This window comes from Roseovarius maritimus, assembly GCF_043355895.2.
GTDB lineage: Bacteria > Pseudomonadota > Alphaproteobacteria > Rhodobacterales > Rhodobacteraceae > Roseovarius > Roseovarius maritimus.
In genome coordinates this window covers 121,432-138,632 of sequence record NZ_JBHFPF020000002.1, presented here as the reverse complement: position 1 = coordinate 138,632, position 17,201 = coordinate 121,432, and the positions used below count along the sequence as shown (strand labels likewise).

The following is a 17,201-nucleotide window of genomic DNA, read 5'->3' as shown; positions in this document are numbered from 1 at the left end:
GCGGCGGTAAACGCAGGCAAAGCGCCCAGAGCCCAAGTTCAGACACCGAAGGATCGCCCCTATGTCCATCGACACCACCACCGCCGCCCGCGTGGCCAAACTGGCGCGGATCCGCGTCGAAGAGGACGCGCTGCCCGCCCTTGCGGATGAATTCAACACCATCCTCGGCTTTATCGAGCAGCTGGGCGAGGTCGATGTGGAGGGCGTCGAGCCGATGGTCTCGGTCACGCCCATGCGCCTGCCACGCCGCGCCGATGTGGTGACGGATGGCAACCAGCAAGACAAGATCCTGTCCAATGCGCCCGATGCGCGCGAAGGCTTCTTTGCCGTGCCGAAGGTGGTGGAATGATGGCCGATCTGAACACGCTGACCATAGCGGGTGCCCGCGACGCCCTGCGCAAGGGTGATGTGACCAGCGCCGAGCTGACCGAGGCGTGCCTGGGCGCGATCGAGGGCGCTTCCGCGCTTAATGCGTTCGTGCACAACACGCCCGACATCGCGCGCGAGATGGCCAGCGCTGCCGACGCGCGCCTCAAGGGCGGCGATGCCCCCCCGCTCTGCGGTATCCCGCTGGGGATCAAGGATCTTTTCTGCACCAAGGGTGTGGCCAGCCAGGCGGGTAGCGGCATCCTCAAAGGCTTTACCCCCGAATACGAATCGACCGTCACGCAGAACCTCTGGGATGCGGGTGCGGTCATGCTGGGCAAGCTCAACATGGACGAATTCGCCATGGGCTCGTCCAACGAGACCAGTGTTTATGGCGGTGCCGTGAACCCCTGGCGGCGCGGCAATGACGAGACGCAGCTCACGCCCGGCGGCTCCTCTGGCGGCTCGGCCAGCGCAGTGGCGGCGGATCTCTGCCTTGGTGCGACGGGCACGGATACGGGCGGCTCGATTCGCCAGCCCGCGGCCTTTACCGGCATCACGGGGATCAAGCCCACATACGGGCGCTGCTCGCGCTGGGGCGTCGTCGCCTTTGCCTCCAGCCTCGATCAGGCGGGGCCGATGACCAAGACGGTGCGGGATTCGGCCATCATGCTGGAGGCGATGTGCAGCCATGATCCCAAGGACAGCACCAGCGCCGATCTGCCGGTCCCCGATTTCGAGGCGATGCTGACCGGCGATATCAAGGGCAAGGTGATCGGGATTCCGCGTGAGTACCACATGGACGGCATGCCCGCCGAGATCGAGACCCTCTGGGAAGACGGACGCGCCATGCTCAAGGATGCGGGCGCCGAGATCCGCGATATCTCGCTGCCGCACACCAAATACGCGCTGCCCACCTATTACGTGATCGCGCCTGCCGAGGCGTCATCGAACCTCGCGCGGTATGACGGGGTGCGCTACGGCCACCGGGCCAAGCTGGCGCCGGGCGATGGCATCACCGAGATGTACGAGAAAACCCGCGCCGAAGGGTTCGGCGCCGAGGTGCAGCGCCGCGTCATGGTGGGCACCTATGTGCTCTCGGCAGGCTTCTACGACGCCTATTACAACCGCGCCCGCAAGGTGCGCACGCTGATCAAGCGCGACTTTGAGCAGGTATTCGACGATGGTGTCGATGCCATCCTGACGCCCGCGACGCCCAGTGCCGCTTTCGGCCTTGGCGAGATGGCAAGCGCGGACCCCGTGCAGATGTATCTCAACGATGTTTTCACCGTCACGGTGAACCTTGCCGGCCTGCCGGGCGTTTGTGTGCCAGCCGGGCAGAACGCCCAAGGGCTGCCGCTGGGCCTTCAGCTGATCGGGCGCCCGTGGGAAGAAGGCGATCTGCTGAATTGCGCCTATGCGCTCGAGCAGGCCGCCGGATTTGTGGCAAAGCCCGGCAAATGGTGGTAATCCCCGGCGGATATTGATCAGCCGGGCTGGACGAGGCGAAGTTTGACATGCGATATCTTTTGACAGGTGCGGCCCTTTTGGCGCTAGCCGCTTGCGGCACGTCCATTCCCGATAGCGGGCCGGACATGGGGGCAGGTGTCGGCTTCGGAAACTACGCCGAGTATCAGGCGCGGCAGGATGCGCAGCTTGCGGGCGAAACGTTGCCGGCGCCTGCGGCGGTTTCCTCGGCGCCGTTGGATGCCACGGGCAACGTTCGGGCGGGAAGTGAAGCAGATGACATCGCGGCCCAGACACGCGCGGCCCTCGGCACCGGCTCTGCGGATGCGTCCGCAAGATCGGCCATTGACGCCGCCCCCGGCAATCCCGCCCCGCCCATCACCAACAGCAACGGCATCTCCGTCGAGAACAATTTCGACGCTGTCAGTGCGCGCCGCTCGATCGAGGATGATGCCGCACGTGTCGCCGCGCAGCGCCAGCAATACCAAGTGGCTTCGGTCGAATCTTTGCCCAGTCGCTCGGGCGGTGAAGGCCCCAATATTGTGGCCTATGCGCTCAGCACCGATCACGCGCCGGGCACGCAGCTCTATCGCCGTGGTGGGCTGAACAAAGAGGCCAAGTTCGAGCGCGCCTGCGCGGGATATTCCGGCCCCGATCTGGCGCAGATCGATTTCCTGTCGCGCGGCGGGCCCGAGCGGGACCGCCTTGGCCTTGACCCCGATGGCGACGGCTATGCGTGCTCGTGGGATCCGCGCCCGTTCCGTAAGGCCGCTGGCAACTGATCCGCCCCGTGACGGGCACTGACGCACCGGGCGTTGAGGCCATCTGGCAACCGTCGCCCAATCGCGGAGCCCGCCGGGGCGGGATCACGCCCGACATCTTGCTGATCCATTTCACCAATATGGCCAGTGCCGAAGCGGCGGTGGCGCGTTTATGCGATCCGGCGGCAGAGGTGTCGGCCCATTACGTCATCGCCGAGGATGGCCGCCTATGGCAGCTGGTCGACGAGGCCGAGCGCGCCTGGCATGCGGGGCAGGGCAGCTGGGATGGGCGCGGAGACGTCAATTCCCGCTCGATCGGGATCGAACTGGCCAATCGCGGTATCCACCCCTTTCCCGAGCCGCAGATGCGCATGCTGGAGCGTCTGATGCCCGGCATTATGGCACGCTGGCATATCCGCCCCGAGCGGGTTATCGGCCATTCGGACATCGCCCCTGATCGCAAGGATGACCCCGGCCCGCATTTTGACTGGCGGCGGCTGGCGCTGCAGGGGCTGGCGGTCTGGCCCAAGGCAGGCGCCTTTGCACCGGCGGAGGCGTTCCGCAGCCTCGCGCAGCAAGTGGGGTACGGAGGCGAGCATAGTGATACCGATCTGCTGACCGCGCTGCGCCTGCGCTGGCGTCCCTGGGCGCGCGGGCCGCTCTCCGAAGGCGATATGGCGGTGCTTGCGGACATTGCAGCGCGCTTTGGCGTTGACCGGGGCGGCACGGGTGCTTAGGTGCCAAGTGCGCGGAGGGCCGGATGGCCGCTTTGACGGGTTTCGGCCTGTTGAGGAGGAAAGTCCGGACTCCACAAGGCAACGGTGCCGGGTAACGCCCGGCCGGGGTAACCCGAGGGAAAGCGCCACAGAAAACAAACCGCGTTCGTGTATTCGGGCGCAAGGGTGAAACGGTGGGGTAAGAGCCCACCGCGGGGCTGGCAACAGCACCGGCACGGCAAGCCCCACCGGGAGCAATGCCAAATAGGGACCGCGCGCGGGGCAGGTCGGCATCGCCGATACCGCCCGCAGGCACGTCTTGGCCCGGCGGTCCGGGTTGGCAGCCAAAGGGGCGGTGGCAACACCGTCTTTAGATGAATGGTCATCCAGGGGCGGGCTACGGCGCGCTCTGGACAGAATCCGGCTTACAGGCCCTCCGCGCATTCGGCCTTTGGTGGATTGAAATTCCTCGAGAAAGGCGGTCGTGCCCTCGTTTCATGCGACGGCGCTTAACGCGGGCCGAGTATGGGTATTTGGTCCAAGAAAAAACCGGGGCCGCATGCCGCCTATCTGCCCTTATGCGGTTGACTCGGGGGGCGGGACGAGTAAAAGGCAGGAAATTGAATTACCGGCAGCGGCGCTGCCCGGCGCAGGAGATGACAAATGGCGAAGCCGACCACAATCAAGATCCGCCTGAATTCGACCGCGGGCACGGGCCACTTCTATGTGACCAAGAAGAACGCCCGCACGATGACGGAAAAGATGGCGATCAAAAAATACGATCCCGTCGTGCGCAAGCATGTCGAGTACAAGGAAGGCAAGATCAAGTAACGATCTGCCCATCTGACGAGATTGAAAAAGCCGCGCTGGTTCAGCGCGGCTTTTTCATGCCGTGTCATGCTCGAGGCGTTCTGTCGTGCCCCGTGATTGCGCGAGGATCAGAGGAGAGATCATCTGTGGGCCACAACTCCTACATCATCTGTACGACGCCGCGCAGTGGCAGCACGCTGCTATGCAGCCTGCTGTCGGCGACGGGATGCAGCGGTAAGCCGGATTCGCACTTTCACGAGCCCTCTTCGGACGCGTGGCTGGCAGACTTTGACCTGGTGCGGTCTGACTATGCCTCTGACCCAGATGCTCTCGCGGCTGCTGTCGATGCGGCAAAGGCGCGGGGACGGGGCGCTACAAATATCTTCGGGCTGAGGCTTCAGCAGAGCAGTTTTGACTTTTTAATGAACCAACTTGGAGTCATTTGTCCGCGAGCAGTAGATGATCGTGAACGGATCGAGGCGGCTTTTGGGCCCACGCTTTATATCCATCTGACGCGTGCTGACCTGCTGGATCAGGCGGTTTCCTACGTCAGGGCGCAGCAGACTGGCCTTTGGCATCGTGCACCCGACGGGCGCGAGCTTGAGCGGTTGGCCCCGCCCGCGCGCGCCTCATATGATCGCGACGCTATTTCGGCGCAGCTGGATGCGCTGCGGATTGCCAATGCCGCGTGGGAACGGTGGTTTGAGCGCGAAGGTCTCATACCGCTGCACCTGACATACGAAGGCCTGGCTGCAGATCCTCAGGGCACTTTGGCGCTCATACTGGCGCGGCTGGGACTGGATCTGAAAGCGGCCGTGGGTGTGCAGCCGGGCGTCGCTAGGCTGGCAGATGAAGTTAGCCGGGACTGGAAGGCGCGTTTCATGGCCGAAAGAGAGGGCGGGTGGCTCTGATGAGCACGAAAAAGGCCGCCCGTTGGGGCGGCCTCGATCTTGGGTTCTGTATAGCAAGAGCTACTCGCGGTTGCCCATCAGTTGCAGCAGGAACATGAACATGTTGATGAAGTCGAGATAGAGGCGAAGGGCGCCCATGATCGCCGACTTGCCCAGCCATTCGCTGTCGCCGTGATGCGCGTGGGCCAGATACTCGTTCTTGATCGACTGCGTGTCATAAGCCGTCAGACCCGCAAAGATCAGGACACCGATGATCGAGATCGCGAACATGATCGCCGGCGAGCCGAGGAAGATGTTGATGATCGACGCCACGATCAGGCCAATCACACCCATGATCAGGAAGCTGCCCCAACCGGAAATGTCCTTCTTGGTCGTGTAGCCCCACAGGGACAGACCGGCGAAGGCGATGGACGTGGTCAGGAAGACCTGCGCGATCGAGAAATCGGTGAAGATAATGAAGATATAGCTGATCGAGACGCCCATGACGGCCGCGAACGCGTAAAAGAACAGCTGCGCGGCGGCTGCCGACAGCTTGTTGATGACGGCGCCGAAGGCGAAAACCATGATGAGCGGCGCGAACATGACGATCCAGCGGGTGATCCCGGTGAACAGCGTCTCCATCATGTAGGCGTTGTTGCCCACGGCCCAGGCCGTCAGGAAGGTCAGCAACATGCCCACGGACATCGTGCCGTAGACCTTGTTCATATGGGCGCGAAGACCCTCGTCGATCGCGGCCGTGCGGGTTCCGCCCGCGGTCCGGATCGTATTGTATTCAGCCATTTAAGCCTCCGTGTTGCATAAGCTGGACCCCTGTCTGGGGGCTTTGCAGACAATATCGGGGGCCGGGGGCATGTTTTCAAGGTTTTTCGGTCAGGGATTTGCACATACCGCCGGGCGGATTGCCGCGGCGGCATGTGCCATACCGTTTTGGGCTTAGCAACGGCCCCGCGCGCGCCATGTCTGCGGGATGTCCCAGAAGGCGCGCCGCGCCTCGCGGCGGGCCTCGGCGGGGGTGAGGCCGATATCGGACAGCGCGGCGTCATTCAATGCAGCGAGGGCACGGCGCGAGCGGGACAGCGCAATCAGCGAGCCGAGGCGCAGAGGGCGCAGGGCAGTGGCGGGACGGGAATGAATGAGCGTGGTCATGATGCGTAGCCTTTCAATATGTGATATGTCAGCGGCAATACATTTCGCCTGTTGATGCTTATGCCGAGCTATGATCAATATTGGAAATGAATGTTTTTGAGGAAACACATCATGGATGGTGATGGATGAGAAATCTCGACATGACGACGTTGCGCTCCTTCGTGGCGGTGGCCGATCAGGGCGGCGTGACGCGCGCGGCGCAGATACTGAACCTCACGCAATCCGCCGTCTCGATGCAGCTCAAACGGCTGGAGGATCTGCTGGGCCTCGGCTTGCTCGATCGTAGCGGCCGGCGCATCGCGTTAACCCCCGCGGGCGAGCAGATGCTGGGTTATGCGCGCCGCCTTGTTGCGCTGAATGACGAGGTGGTGGGCCGCCTTACCGATCAGGTCTGGGAGGGTGAGGTCACCTTCGGCGTGCCGCATGACATTATTCATCCGGTGATTCCCCGCGTGCTCAAGCAGTTCAACGCTGCTTTTCCGCGTGTGCGGGTGCATCTCAGCTCGCTCTATTCCAGCCTGCTGATGGAATCGCATGGCAAGGGCGAGATCGACCTGATCCTGACCACGGAAACGGTGCTGGGCCCGGGCGGCGAGACGCTGAGCGAGGTGCCCCTGCGGTTCTACTGCGCAAAAGGCGGCACCGCGTGGAAGCAGCGCCCCCTGCGGATCGCGACCTGCCGCAACTGCCTCTTTCGCCCCAAGGCGATCCGCCTGCTGGAGGAGGCCGGTATCGACTGGGAAAGCGCGATCGATTCGGACTCCGATGGTGCGATCGAGGCGACTATCAGCGCCGATCTGGCCGTGACCGCCATGCTGGAGGGCACGGCCCCCCATCTGCTCGAGGCGGTGCCGCAGGCGGCGGGGCTGCCGGATCTGGGGCTGCAGAAGATCAACATGTATGGCGCGGCAACGCCGCGGAGCGAGTTGGTGACGCAACTGGCCGCAGTGGTGCGCCAAGGGTTCGGCGCAAACCTTCTGGCAGCGGCCTCCTGAGAGGTCACGCCATCTGGATCACGACCTTGCCCGTGGATTTGCGCGCACGCAGCAGTTCCAGAGCCTCGGCGGCGCGCTCCAGCGGGTAGAGGTGATGCGCCTGCGGGGCGATTCGTCCCTCGGCGGTCCAGTCCAGCAACTCTTTCAGCGACGCGGTCAGGATATCGGGTGCGAATTTAAGATAGCCGCCCCAGTAGAGGCCCATGACCGTCAGGTTCTTGACCAGCAGGTGATTGGCCGGGATCTGGGGCACGTCGCCGCTGGCGAATCCGATGGTGAGGATGCGCGCTTCCGGGCGGCAGGCGCGGAAGGCGGCGGTGAACTGATCGCCGCCGACAGGGTCATAAACCACATTGACCCCGCCCAGATCCTTGACTTTCGCCCGGATGTCATCTGTGTCGCTGTCAATCAGGTGATGCGCCCCGGCGGCGCGGGCCGCCGCCAGCTTGTCCGCGCCGCGGGCGCAGGCGATGACGCGGGCGCCCATGGCGGTGCCGATCTCGACCGCAGTCAGGCCCACACCGCCCGCCGCACCCAGCACCAGCAGCGTCTCGCCCTCGGCCAGCTTTGCGCGGTGCGCCAGCGCCAGATGCGAAGTGCCATAGGCGATCTGGAATGCGGCGGCGGCCTCATGCGTCATGGTGTCCGGCAGGACCACGGCGCGCGCGGCGTCAAAGCAGCCATATTCGGCCAGCCCGCCTTGGCCGCCATAGACAGCCACGCGAGTGCCCGGCGCGGGGCCCGTCACGCCATCTCCCAGCGCGTCGACCACGCCTGAAACCTCAAGGCCCAGGGTGAAGGGTACGTCAGGCGTGTCCTGATAACGCCCGCTCATCATCAGCAGGTCGGCAAAGTTGAGACCGCAGGCATGGATGCGCACAGCGATCTGGCCGGGGCCGGGCTGCGGCCTCTCGCAGGTCTCGAGTGCGGGCGGCGTATCATGCGAGATGACGCGAAAGGCGCGCATGATGGCCATGGCGGGTATCCTTTGATCAAGCAAAACGGGAAAACACGGCAAGCTCGGCCCTGTGCGCCAAGAGCGTATCGGAGATTGCGCGCTTCTGTCAATTTGTTCACAGAACGGAGACAGTGACACGCTACCGCTTAAATTGATTAAATTTTGATCAAACATCTTCACGCGTATAAAAATTCTTGTATCTTTGCGTCTTGATGTTAATCTTTCGCAGGTATCAGACGTTGTGTTTCTAGCGGGATGCAGCCACGCGGACCTGCTCATTCGATGCTTGGGCGCTCGCTGGTCATCCACTTTTAAAAGGATTTAAAAGATGCCTCATCCCGTTGATGTTCATGTCGGAAAACGAATTCGCCATCGCCGTTGGCTGGTCGGAATGACACAGCAGCAATTGGCGGAAAGCGTCGGGATCAAGTTCCAGCAGATCCAGAAATACGAGACGGGTGCGAACCGCGTAAGCGCCTCGCGTCTTTGGGATATCGCAGCGTCGATGGACGTCAACATTGCCTTTTTCTTTGAGGGGGTGGATGCCGCGCAGACTTCCGATGCCGCGCAGGCCACGTCCCGCACGGGTCCGGCGGACCTTCTGGGCGACAAGGAAGCGCTGGACCTGGTGCGCTCCTACTATGCCATCCCCGAAAATCAGCGTCGCCGCCTCTTTGATCTGGCACGCGTGCTCAGCGACGTCGCCTGACACAGCTGATCTCCGACAGCAGTGCTTGTGACGCGCGGCCCTTGCGCCTATTGCTGCGGCAGTGAGGCGGGACAAGGGCGGCGCGATGCAGGACCAGCAGGGGAACAGCCAGATCATCAGCGCGGCCCATGCCGCAGCCGATGCGGCGCGGCGGGCGATTTTGCCGTATTTTCGCCTCTCCGATCTTGGCGCGGAGGACAAGTACCTGCCCGGTGCACGCAGCGAGGGCGTTTACGACCCGGTGACCGCCGCCGACCGCGCCGCCGAGCGTGAGATGCGGCAGGTCCTGTCACAGCTACGTCCGGATGACGCAATCCTTGGCGAAGAGTTTGGCCGGAGCGATGGGACCAGCGGGCTGACTTGGGTGCTGGACCCGATCGACGGCACGCGCGGATTTCTGGCGGGCACCCCCACATGGGGGGTATTGATTGCGGCCTGCAACGCAGACGGGCCCATCTATGGACTGATCGACCAGCCCTACATCGGCGAGCGTTTCGAGGGGGGGCTTGCCCGCGCCTCCATGACCGGCCCCATGGGTCCGCGGGATCTGCGCACCCGGCCGGCACGCCCGTTGGGGCAATCCACCGTGATGACGACATTTCCTTCCATCGGGACGCCGGAGGAGGGAGCGGCCTTCGCCGACCTGGCTGCGGCGGCGCGCATGGTGCGCTATGGTTACGATTGCTATGCCTATGCGCTTCTGGCAATGGGCCAGGTCGATCTGGTGGTGGAGGCGGGACTCAATCCCTATGATGTTTGCGCGCCCATTGCTGTGATCGAGGCGGCGGGTGGCTTGGTCACAGGCTGGCAGGGCGAGCCTGCGCACGGGGGCGGGCGTGTGGTCGCCGCGGCCAATGCCGAGCAGCACGGGGCGGCACTGGAAATCCTCGGGCGCGTGGCGTGATCGCACCATTTTGCATGTGTGGTGGCTGTGTTGTGACTCCTCGCTGGCGGGAGTGCAGCGAGAGCGTTAACGTCCCCGCGAATTGCCCTTGCACCCGGAGCTGCCCCGATGCGCCAGATCCTCGCCTCCTGCCTCGCCCTCATCATGACCGTGCCGCTGCCCGCACTCAGCGCCGAAAATGTAAGCGCGTCGGCCAAACCCACCGTGGCGGATATTCGCGCGCGCAACGGCCTGTCCGCACTTGAGATCAGCCCGGCACTTGGCCGGGCCGCTGCTGCCCATGCAGACGACATGGCCGCCAACGGGTTTTTCAGCCATACGGGCTCCAATGGGTCCGGCATCGGCGACCGCGCCCATTCGGCGGGGTACGGCTATTGCTTCATCGCCGAGAATATTGCCAAGGGCCAGGGCAGCCTGTCGCAAGTCATAGAGGGCTGGATGGGCTCTTCGGGCCACCGCCGCAATATTCTGAGCGAGGGGGCGCGTGAGTTCGCCGTGGCGCGCGGCGCGGGCGATGTTTGGGTGATGGTTCTCGGGCGGCCCGGCTGCTGACGGCATATTAACAGCACCCCTCAAGTCATTCACCCACCAAAGAATTTTGGCTTCAACTTCAGAAGGGTTTCGCAAATCTGCGAGGTCAGGCTCTGCGCCAGGCCCAGCGCCTCCTGATGGGCGCCATAGCCCTTTGTGACCGCGGCCTCGATGGTCGAGGATTGGACGAGCGATGCGACAAGCTCGGGGTGGCGCGCGGCATAGCCTTCGCCAAACCGGGCGTCGATGGCCGTGACGGCATCGCCCAGATGGCGCGCGGCGGCTGGGGTATCTTGCATGGAATATCTCTCCTCTTTGGCTCTGTCACCTAGCGCAGGCGGCGATGCTGGCGAGCGGCATGCGCTCCTCTTTTCCGCCGCCGCCCGGCGCAGCATCGGATTGTTTTTCACGCGGCCCCCGTCTACACCTGCGCAATGATATTGCGGCGATGCAGCGAGAGGGCCCCATGAGCGAGAATGATCAGATCCCGGATGCCCCTCTCGCCGACGAGGATCGCAGCGACGACGCCTACGAGCTGGATCGCAACGCGGTAGCGCGGATCATTCACGCCGTCGATAATGACGACCGCACCCAGCTGATCGAAGAGATGGAGCCGCTTCACCCGGCGGACATCGCCGACTTGCTGGAGCAGATCAGCGCCTTTGACCGGCGCCGGGTTATTGCGCTCTACGGGGACGAATTCGACGGAGACATCCTGTCGGAGCTGGACGAGTCTATCCGCGAGGAAGTGCTGGGTTATCTCAGCCCCGAGGTCTTGGCCGACGCCGTGCGCGAGCTGGACAGCGACGACGTGGTCGATCTGGTCGAGGATCTTGAGGATCACCAGCAGAACGCCATTCTGGAGGTGCTGGAAGACAGTGATCGCATCGCGGTGCGCCAGTCGCTGACCTACCCCGAATACTCCGCCGGCCGACTAATGCAGCGCGAGGTCGTCATGGCCCCCGAGCATTGGAATGTCGGTGAAGCCATTGATTACATGCGAAACCAGCAAGAGTTGCCCGAGCAATTCTATCATATCATTCTTGTCGATCCCAAGCTGCATCCGGTCGGTAACGTGACTTTGGGCAAGCTGATGGCGTCGCGCCGCGAAGTCATGCTGAGCTCTCTGGTCGAGGACACGTTTCATGTCATTCCTGTGGCGCAGGACGAGGGCGACGTGGCTTACGCGTTCAACCAGTATCACCTGATTTCCGCCCCCGTCGTGGACGATAACGACCGCCTTGTGGGCGTCATCACCATCGACGACGCGATGGCCGTGCTGGACGATGAACACGAGGAAGACATCCTGCGCCTCGCCGGTGTGGACGAAGAAAGCTCGCTGTCGGATTCGGTCGTGGCAACGGCGCGGCGGCGTTTGCCATGGTTGGTCGTCAATCTGGTGACAGCAAATCTGGCGGCGCTGGTGATCGCGCAATTCGACGAGACGATCGCCAAGTTCGTCGCGCTGGCCATTCTCATGCCGATCGTCGCGTCGATGGGCGGAAATGCAGGAACCCAGGTGCTCACTGTTTCAGTGCGGGCTCTGGCGGCGCGGGATCTGACGTCGTCGAACGCACTGCGCGTGGTGCGGCGCGAGGTGCTGGTGGGCCTGATCAACGGAGCGGTATTCGCGATGCTGATGGGAGTCATGGGGTATATCTACTTTGGCTCACCTGTGCTGGGATATGTGATTGCGGCGGCGATGATCATCAACCTGACCGTCGCTGGCCTTGTCGGAACTTTGGTGCCGCTGACGCTGGACCGGTATGGGATCGACCCGGCGCTTGCTTCGGGCACGTTTGTGACGACCATGACGGACGTTGTCGGCTTTCTAGCGTTTCTTGGGCTTGCCACGATATTTCTGTTATGACGGATCTGGCACGGATCAAGGCGGCAGCCCGCAAGGCCGCATTTGCCCGCAGGAAGGCCGCGCATGAGGCCTGTACCGGGATTGGTGCGGGTCGGCTGAGTGAGGTACTGGCGGGTTACCGCGGCGTGCCGCTGGCCGGATACATGCCCATTCGTACCGAGATCGACCCGCTGCCGGCGATGGAAGAGGCGGCGGCCCATGGCCCCGTGGGCGTGCCGGTGATCACTGCCGCGGGGGCGCCGCTGGTCTTTTCGCGCTGGACGCCCGGCTGCGCAATGAAGGACGGCCCCTTTGGCGCACGCGTCCCCGAGGTCGAGGCGCTGATCACGCCACAGATCCTGATCGTGCCACTGGTCGCGTTTGACCGCGCAGGCGGGCGGCTTGGCTATGGCGGCGGTTTCTACGACCGCACGCTCGAGCGGCTGCGCGCCAGCGGTGCGGCATTGGCCATCGGGTACGCTTATGCCGCGCAAGAGGCTGAGGAACTGCCGCTGGAGGACACCGATCAGCCGCTGGACATGATCGTGACCGAGGCCGAGATTATCGAGTTTGCGAACCTATAGGCCTGCGGCGACCGGTGGCCTGATTGCAGCCCAAAGCGCGCTCGGCGGGGATATTTTTGGCAAAAAGGATCGGGTCCGTTGCCCGCTAGCGGGTAAGCGTGCGCATACCCCGGTCCAGCCCTTCCAGCGTCATAGGCACCATGCGCCCGTCGAAGATCTGCGTGATCATCTGCGTGGATTGCGTGTACCGCCAATGCGCCTCGGGCACAGGATTGATCCAGAGGTTCGATGCCCATTGCGTGCGGGCACGGTTCAGCCAGGCTTCCCCGGACTCCGCGTTCCAATGCTCGTTCGCGCCGCCGGGATAGACGATTTCATAGGGGGACATCGCAGCGTCGCCAACAAAGATGCAGCGGTAATCGGAGCCATAGGTGTTGAGGATCTCCTGCGTCGCGATCTGCTCGCTCCACCGGCGGCGGTTGTCGCGCCAGACGCCCTCATAGAGGCAATTATGGAAGTAGAAATACTCCAGCTGGCGAAACTCGGCGCGGGCAGCCGAGAAGAGTTCTTCGACCAGCTTGATATGTGGATCCATCGAGCCGCCGACATCGAGAAAGAGCAGCACCTTCACGGCGTTGCGGCGCTCGGGACGCGTCTGGACGTCGAGATAGCCCTTCTGCGCGGTCGAGCGGATCGTGCCCGAAAGGTCAAGCTCGTCATGGGCGCCGTCGCGGGCCCATTGACGCAGGCGGCGCAGGGCGATCTTGATATTGCGCGTGCCCAGCTGCACATCGCCGTCGAGATTGGCGAACTCGCGGCGGTCCCAGACCTTGACCGCGCGCTGATGGCGCGACTTGTCCTGCCCGATGCGGATGCCCTCGGGGTTGTATCCATACGCGCCGAAGGGCGAGGTGCCGGCCGTGCCGATCCACTTGCTGCCGCCCTGGTGGCGGCCTTCCTGCTCGGCGAGGCGCTGTTTCAGCGTCTCCATGAGCGCGTCGAGCCCGCCAAGCGCCTCGATCTCGGCGCGCTCCTCGGGGGTCAGGTGCTTCTCGGCCATCTTGCGCAGCCAGTTCTCGGGCAGGTCGACCGCGTTCAGCACGTCCTCGGCGCTGATCTGGCTCAGTCCGCCGAAGGCGGTGGAAAAGGCGCGATCGAATCGGTCGATATGCCGCTCGTCCTTCACCATCGACGCGCGGGCGAGATAGTAGAAGCCGGTCACGTCATAGGTGACAAGGCCCGCCCCAACCCCTTCGAGAAAAGTCAGATACTCGCGCAGCGATACCGGCAGGCCAGCCTCGCGAAGCGCGTTGAAAAAGGGGAGGAACATCGCGGCCCCCTACAGGGCGGCGCGGTGGATGAAGATTGTCACGAAAAGAGCGGCGAGCGCAAAAACAAGCGCATAGACGAAGGCATATTGCAGGATATCGGCCATGCGCCCCTTGCGGCGCCGGGCCATCAGGCTGCCTGCGATTGCGCCCACGATGGCCGCGATAATGACGATCATAACCTGTCCGTTCCTACCCTTTGAGCGGGTTGAGCGCCGATACCTCGCGCAGTTTCGCACGCACGGCCCAATCCGCGCCGTATCCGTAACGCGCCCAGCCAAGGCTGTCCATACGCACCTGCCGTCCCTCCGAGACACGCCCCGACAGCTCCAGCGCTTCGGCGCGCATCATCATGAGCTGCGCCAGGAGGGCCGCATTCTCGTGACGTTCGGCGATGGCGATCTGCGGCAAGAGGATGGCCAGTGCATCGTCGCCGCGCGCTTGGGTGATGGCAAAGGCTGCCAGTTGCGCGGAAGAATGGGCACGGTGAAGCGCCATTACCGGCGCACGGCGGTAATAGGCATCGGCGGCGGCAAACTGGGTTTGTGCGTAGGCCGGGTCGGTGCTTTGGGCGATGCGGCCGACGGCATAATGGCTGAAGGCGCGGCGATGGTCGGTCAGGCCACTCGTCTCGGCAATGCGGAGCGCCGTTTCTGCGGCCGCGCGCCGCTGCGCATTCGTGGCACCCGGACCAAGCGCCGTCTGAATGGCGCGCACCCAGGCGCGCGGCGTGGTTGCGAGGGGGCGCGAGGCGATCCGCTCGCCGCCCGGATTCAGCCGGGCAAGGATGGCTGGGATGCGCGCGGCGACCTCGCGGCGGGGCATGCCCGAGCGCAGCTCGGGCGCATAGAAGGCGCGCAGAATCAGCATGTCGAACCCGGTCAGGACCGTGTGTACATTGTCGTCGTTGAAAATCGAATCGGGCAGACGGTAGAGGTCATTCAGCGGCCCGAGCGCCTGCGACAGCTCCTCGTGAAGGCAGTCGCGCACTTCTTGAGGGCTGGAATCATTCGGCACGAAGATGGCGACCTTGCGCCGGGTCTCAAGGTTGCTCCAGGCGGTCTGGCGGCTGCGCTTGGCGGTGCGGTACTCGGCCAAGGTCGAGATGTTGGGCGCGACGAAACAGGCCGCCTGCGGTAGCGCGCGGCGGATATCGTCCTGGCTGACCGCCTCGATCGTGATATTGGCGGGGCCAGAAACCTGCGTGATCTTGATGCCAGCCTCCGAGCGCAACCGGAGCAACAGGCGCGACAGATCTGATTGCAGTGTGGCGGAAGGCGCGCCAGTGACCGCAACGGTGATCGGCTCTTCGAACCGGCTGAGCACGGACAAATCACGGCCCGACTCGAGACGCAGCGCCAAGTCCATGAAATCGCGCGCGATATCCACGTTAGAGCGCGTCGGCGCACTGGGCTGGGGCAGCGAGAACATCTTGAGTCCGTGCATGCCGCCCAGATCGGGTGTGGCCGCGCGCGAGGCGACATCGCCCGATGTGCCAGGCACGCAGGCCCCCAGCATCAGGCAGATAGGCAGGATCATTTGGCGCATGAACGTTCCCTCAGGCGGAGCGGACAACAAAGCCCTCCGGCGCCGCAATGGCATCGAAGAGCATGGCCCGCCGTCCACAGCGGCCCTGGGCAAAGGCTCGGGTCTCATGTTGTCCGGTATAAGGAGCATTTGAGACTTTTTTGCGGCATAGGGCGTCGCTCCCTTCGTCGAATAGGGGCGGGCGCGTGGCCCGTGGTCATCCCCCGCGGCGTGCCATGAAGGCCAAACGCTCGAACAGATGCACGTCCTGCTCGTTCTTCAGCAGCGCGCCATGAAGCCGTGGCAGGGCGTCCGCGCCATTGCGCCTGAGATCCTCGGGCGCCAGATCCTCGGCCAGAAGCAGCTTGAGCCAATCCAGCACTTCGGAGGTCGAGGGCTTTTTCTTGAGGCCCTGTTGGTCCCGGATCTCGTAGAATTGCGTCAGCGCGGTGGTCAGCAGCGCATCCTTGATGCCCGGATGGTGTACTTCGACGATCCGGCGCATCGTCTCCATATCCGGAAAGCGGATATAGTGGAAAAAGCAGCGGCGCAGGAACGCGTCGGGCAATTCCTTTTCGTTGTTCGAGGTGATTATGACGATGGGGCGCTGCCTGGCCCGGATCGTCTCGCCCGTCTCGTAGACGTGAAACTCCATCTGGTCGAGCTCCTGAAGCAGATCATTCGGGAACTCGATATCCGCCTTGTCGATTTCGTCGATCAGAAGAACGACACGGCCCTCGGCGGCAAATGCCTGCCACAGCTTGCCGGGGCGGATGTAATTGGTGATGTCATGGACGCGCGCATCGCCCAACTGGCTATCGCGGAGGCGCGAGACGGCGTCATACTCGTAAAGGCCCTGATGGGCGCGGGTCGTGGATTTGACGTTCCATTCGATCATCGGCAAACCAAGCGCCGAGGCTACCTGTCGGGCCAGTTCGGTTTTGCCGGTGCCCGGCTCGCCCTTGACCAGCAGGGGCCGTTCGAGCGCGACAGCGGCATTCACCGCCACCGTCAGGTCCTCGGTGGCGACGTAACTGTCCGTTCCTTCGAATTTCATAATGCTTTCAAACCTTTTCACGGCAGAGTTCACTGAGATCGAGGCAGACCATAGCTTGAGGGCTCCATTCGTTCAATGCGGCCTGAATTCGTGTAGTGACAAGAGCCGCCGGTTGCAGTAAACGCAGGCCGAGGGGGAGCCAGATGACACAGCATCCTGACGCCTTGGACCTTGAAAATAAAGAGGATCAACGCTTGAAAGCCGAAGTTTTCCTGCCCGACGATTACCGGCCCGTCGAAGACGAGCCTTTCATGAATGAGCGCCAACAAGAATATTTCCGTCGCAAGTTGATGGATTGGCGCGAAGATCTGCTGGCCGGCAGTCGTGACACGATCGAGGCGCTTCAGGACGGCACCCGTGCCATCCCGGACGTCGCTGACCGCGCCAGCGAAGAGACGGATCGCGCACTGGAGTTGCGCACCCGCGATCGCCAGCGCAAGCTGGTCGCCAAGATCGACCAGGCGCTGCGCCGCCTCGACGAGGGCGAGTTCGGCTATTGCCAGATGACCGGCGATCCGATCAGCCTCAAGCGGCTGGACGCGCGCCCCATCGCCACCATGACCCTTGAGGCGCAAGAGCGTCACGAGCGCCGCGAAAAGGTACACCGCGACGATTGATCGCTGGGCAGACGCGAGAGATTTC

21 protein-coding genes and 1 other RNA gene are annotated in these 17,201 nt (G+C 63.5%); 14 read left to right on the top strand and 8 right to left on the bottom strand.

Features of this window, described 5'->3' with window-relative positions:
- Positions 1-61: 61 nt before the first annotated feature.
- The 7 genes from gatC (at position 62) to ACEWPM_RS05430 (ending at position 5,031) form a co-directional block, all read left to right on the top strand.
- Positions 62-349, top strand: a complete 288-nt coding sequence (gatC, locus tag ACEWPM_RS05460; protein ID WP_393963572.1) for an Asp-tRNA(Asn)/Glu-tRNA(Gln) amidotransferase subunit GatC — start codon at positions 62-64, stop codon at positions 347-349.
- Positions 349-1,836, top strand: a complete 1,488-nt coding sequence (gene gatA, locus ACEWPM_RS05455) for an Asp-tRNA(Asn)/Glu-tRNA(Gln) amidotransferase subunit GatA (protein ID WP_393963612.1) — start codon at positions 349-351, stop codon at positions 1,834-1,836. The genes gatC and gatA overlap by 1 nt, the downstream gene beginning before the upstream one ends.
- A 47-nt stretch (positions 1,837-1,883) precedes the next feature.
- On the top strand, positions 1,884-2,615 hold the full coding sequence (locus tag ACEWPM_RS05450) for a hypothetical protein (RefSeq protein WP_393963571.1): 732 nt from the start codon (positions 1,884-1,886) through the stop codon (positions 2,613-2,615).
- An 8-nt stretch (positions 2,616-2,623) separates the two neighbouring features.
- Complete coding sequence (locus ACEWPM_RS05445; RefSeq protein WP_393963570.1) at positions 2,624-3,331, top strand: N-acetylmuramoyl-L-alanine amidase; 708 nt, start codon at positions 2,624-2,626, stop codon at positions 3,329-3,331.
- A gap of 11 nt (positions 3,332-3,342) precedes the next feature.
- Positions 3,343-3,754: RNase P RNA component class A (gene rnpB / locus ACEWPM_RS05440), an RNA gene on the top strand.
- 219 nt (positions 3,755-3,973) lie between these two features.
- The gene (rpmG, locus tag ACEWPM_RS05435; RefSeq protein ID WP_007204264.1) at positions 3,974-4,141 is read left to right on the top strand and encodes a 50S ribosomal protein L33; all 168 of its coding nucleotides are present in this window, start codon (positions 3,974-3,976) and stop codon (positions 4,139-4,141) included.
- 125 nt (positions 4,142-4,266) lie between these two features.
- Complete coding sequence (locus ACEWPM_RS05430) at positions 4,267-5,031, top strand: Stf0 family sulfotransferase (RefSeq protein ID WP_393963569.1); 765 nt, start codon at positions 4,267-4,269, stop codon at positions 5,029-5,031.
- A gap of 60 nt (positions 5,032-5,091) precedes the next feature.
- Here ACEWPM_RS05430 and ACEWPM_RS05425 read toward each other — a convergent pair whose 3' ends face one another.
- Complete coding sequence (locus ACEWPM_RS05425; protein ID WP_393963568.1) at positions 5,092-5,811, bottom strand: Bax inhibitor-1/YccA family protein; 720 nt, start codon at positions 5,809-5,811, stop codon at positions 5,092-5,094.
- A gap of 153 nt (positions 5,812-5,964) precedes the next feature.
- Positions 5,965-6,177, bottom strand: a complete 213-nt coding sequence (locus ACEWPM_RS05420) for a YjiS-like domain-containing protein (protein ID WP_393963567.1) — start codon at positions 6,175-6,177, stop codon at positions 5,965-5,967.
- Between the two features lie 125 nt (positions 6,178-6,302).
- Between ACEWPM_RS05420 and ACEWPM_RS05415 the strand changes: the two genes are divergently transcribed.
- Positions 6,303-7,172, top strand: coding sequence for a LysR family transcriptional regulator (locus tag ACEWPM_RS05415; RefSeq protein ID WP_393963566.1), 870 nt, complete (start codon positions 6,303-6,305; stop codon positions 7,170-7,172).
- Between the two features lie 4 nt (positions 7,173-7,176).
- Here ACEWPM_RS05415 and ACEWPM_RS05410 read toward each other — a convergent pair whose 3' ends face one another.
- Positions 7,177-8,139, bottom strand: coding sequence for an NADPH:quinone oxidoreductase family protein (locus tag ACEWPM_RS05410; protein ID WP_393963611.1), 963 nt, complete (start codon positions 8,137-8,139; stop codon positions 7,177-7,179).
- Between the two features lie 319 nt (positions 8,140-8,458).
- Between ACEWPM_RS05410 and ACEWPM_RS05405 the strand changes: the two genes are divergently transcribed.
- The 3 genes from ACEWPM_RS05405 (at position 8,459) to ACEWPM_RS05395 (ending at position 10,295) form a co-directional block, all read left to right on the top strand.
- The gene (locus ACEWPM_RS05405; protein WP_393963565.1) at positions 8,459-8,839 is read left to right on the top strand and encodes a helix-turn-helix domain-containing protein; all 381 of its coding nucleotides are present in this window, start codon (positions 8,459-8,461) and stop codon (positions 8,837-8,839) included.
- Positions 8,840-8,924: 85 nt separating this feature from the next.
- Positions 8,925-9,743 carry an inositol monophosphatase family protein gene (locus tag ACEWPM_RS05400; RefSeq protein ID WP_393963564.1) on the top strand — a complete coding sequence of 273 codons (819 nt, stop codon included), beginning with the start codon at positions 8,925-8,927 and terminating at the stop codon, positions 9,741-9,743.
- Between the two features lie 108 nt (positions 9,744-9,851).
- Entirely contained in the window at positions 9,852-10,295 is a 444-nt protein-coding gene (locus ACEWPM_RS05395) for a CAP domain-containing protein (protein ID WP_393963563.1), read from the top strand.
- Positions 10,296-10,324: 29 nt separating this feature from the next.
- Here the strand turns inward: ACEWPM_RS05395 and ACEWPM_RS05390 are convergent, their stop codons facing one another.
- Positions 10,325-10,573: a hypothetical protein gene (locus ACEWPM_RS05390; protein WP_393963562.1), complete on the bottom strand. Its 249-nt coding sequence runs from the start codon at positions 10,571-10,573 to the stop codon at positions 10,325-10,327.
- 167 nt (positions 10,574-10,740) lie between these two features.
- Between ACEWPM_RS05390 and mgtE the strand changes: the two genes are divergently transcribed.
- Positions 10,741-12,144: a magnesium transporter gene (mgtE, locus tag ACEWPM_RS05385; RefSeq protein ID WP_393963561.1), complete on the top strand. Its 1,404-nt coding sequence runs from the start codon at positions 10,741-10,743 to the stop codon at positions 12,142-12,144.
- On the top strand, positions 12,141-12,707 hold the full coding sequence (locus tag ACEWPM_RS05380) for a 5-formyltetrahydrofolate cyclo-ligase (protein WP_393963560.1): 567 nt from the start codon (positions 12,141-12,143) through the stop codon (positions 12,705-12,707). Before mgtE ends, ACEWPM_RS05380 begins: the two co-directional genes overlap by 4 nt.
- An 85-nt stretch (positions 12,708-12,792) precedes the next feature.
- Here the strand turns inward: ACEWPM_RS05380 and ACEWPM_RS05375 are convergent, their stop codons facing one another.
- The 4 genes from ACEWPM_RS05375 to ACEWPM_RS05360 all read right to left on the bottom strand — a co-directional run bounded on the left by ACEWPM_RS05375 (position 12,793) and on the right by ACEWPM_RS05360 (position 16,559).
- The gene (locus ACEWPM_RS05375; RefSeq protein WP_393963559.1) at positions 12,793-13,977 is read right to left on the bottom strand and encodes a vWA domain-containing protein; all 1,185 of its coding nucleotides are present in this window, start codon (positions 13,975-13,977) and stop codon (positions 12,793-12,795) included.
- Between the two features lie 9 nt (positions 13,978-13,986).
- Complete coding sequence (locus ACEWPM_RS05370) at positions 13,987-14,154, bottom strand: hypothetical protein (protein WP_393963558.1); 168 nt, start codon at positions 14,152-14,154, stop codon at positions 13,987-13,989.
- A gap of 13 nt (positions 14,155-14,167) precedes the next feature.
- Positions 14,168-15,523 (bottom strand): DUF2927 domain-containing protein, encoded by a 1,356-nt coding sequence (locus tag ACEWPM_RS05365; protein ID WP_393963557.1) that lies wholly within the window; start codon positions 15,521-15,523, stop codon positions 14,168-14,170.
- A gap of 196 nt (positions 15,524-15,719) precedes the next feature.
- The gene (locus ACEWPM_RS05360; protein ID WP_393963556.1) at positions 15,720-16,559 is read right to left on the bottom strand and encodes an AAA family ATPase; all 840 of its coding nucleotides are present in this window, start codon (positions 16,557-16,559) and stop codon (positions 15,720-15,722) included.
- Positions 16,560-16,702: 143 nt separating this feature from the next.
- Between ACEWPM_RS05360 and dksA the strand changes: the two genes are divergently transcribed.
- On the top strand, positions 16,703-17,176 hold the full coding sequence (gene dksA, locus ACEWPM_RS05355) for an RNA polymerase-binding protein DksA (RefSeq protein WP_393934888.1): 474 nt from the start codon (positions 16,703-16,705) through the stop codon (positions 17,174-17,176).
- Positions 17,177-17,201 lie beyond the last annotated feature (25 nt).

Bases quoted from the DNA above. Each gene is read 5' to 3' on its own strand.
- ACEWPM_RS05420 (WP_393963567.1), bottom strand. From the start codon at position 6,177: ATGACCACGCTCATTCATTCCCGTCCCGCCACTGCCCTGCGCCCTCTG.
- gatA (WP_393963612.1), top strand. From the start codon at position 349: ATGGCCGATCTGAACACGCTGACCATAGCGGGTGCCCGCGACGCCCTG.
- ACEWPM_RS05380 (WP_393963560.1), top strand. From the start codon at position 12,141: ATGACGGATCTGGCACGGATCAAGGCGGCAGCCCGCAAGGCCGCATTT.
- ACEWPM_RS05415 (WP_393963566.1), top strand. From the start codon at position 6,303: ATGAGAAATCTCGACATGACGACGTTGCGCTCCTTCGTGGCGGTGGCC.
- ACEWPM_RS05395 (WP_393963563.1), top strand. From the start codon at position 9,852: ATGCGCCAGATCCTCGCCTCCTGCCTCGCCCTCATCATGACCGTGCCG.
- mgtE (WP_393963561.1), top strand. From the start codon at position 10,741: ATGAGCGAGAATGATCAGATCCCGGATGCCCCTCTCGCCGACGAGGAT.
- ACEWPM_RS05425 (WP_393963568.1), bottom strand. From the start codon at position 5,811: ATGGCTGAATACAATACGATCCGGACCGCGGGCGGAACCCGCACGGCC.
- rpmG (WP_007204264.1), top strand. From the start codon at position 3,974: ATGGCGAAGCCGACCACAATCAAGATCCGCCTGAATTCGACCGCGGGC.
- ACEWPM_RS05375 (WP_393963559.1), bottom strand. From the start codon at position 13,977: ATGTTCCTCCCCTTTTTCAACGCGCTTCGCGAGGCTGGCCTGCCGGTA.
- ACEWPM_RS05390 (WP_393963562.1), bottom strand. From the start codon at position 10,573: ATGCAAGATACCCCAGCCGCCGCGCGCCATCTGGGCGATGCCGTCACG.
- ACEWPM_RS05365 (WP_393963557.1), bottom strand. From the start codon at position 15,523: ATGCGCCAAATGATCCTGCCTATCTGCCTGATGCTGGGGGCCTGCGTG.
- ACEWPM_RS05370 (WP_393963558.1), bottom strand. From the start codon at position 14,154: ATGATCGTCATTATCGCGGCCATCGTGGGCGCAATCGCAGGCAGCCTG.
- ACEWPM_RS05405 (WP_393963565.1), top strand. From the start codon at position 8,459: ATGCCTCATCCCGTTGATGTTCATGTCGGAAAACGAATTCGCCATCGC.
- dksA (WP_393934888.1), top strand. From the start codon at position 16,703: ATGACACAGCATCCTGACGCCTTGGACCTTGAAAATAAAGAGGATCAA.
- gatC (WP_393963572.1), top strand. From the start codon at position 62: ATGTCCATCGACACCACCACCGCCGCCCGCGTGGCCAAACTGGCGCGG.
- ACEWPM_RS05450 (WP_393963571.1), top strand. From the start codon at position 1,884: ATGCGATATCTTTTGACAGGTGCGGCCCTTTTGGCGCTAGCCGCTTGC.
- ACEWPM_RS05410 (WP_393963611.1), bottom strand. From the start codon at position 8,139: ATGCGCGCCTTTCGCGTCATCTCGCATGATACGCCGCCCGCACTCGAG.
- ACEWPM_RS05360 (WP_393963556.1), bottom strand. From the start codon at position 16,559: ATGAAATTCGAAGGAACGGACAGTTACGTCGCCACCGAGGACCTGACG.
- ACEWPM_RS05400 (WP_393963564.1), top strand. From the start codon at position 8,925: ATGCAGGACCAGCAGGGGAACAGCCAGATCATCAGCGCGGCCCATGCC.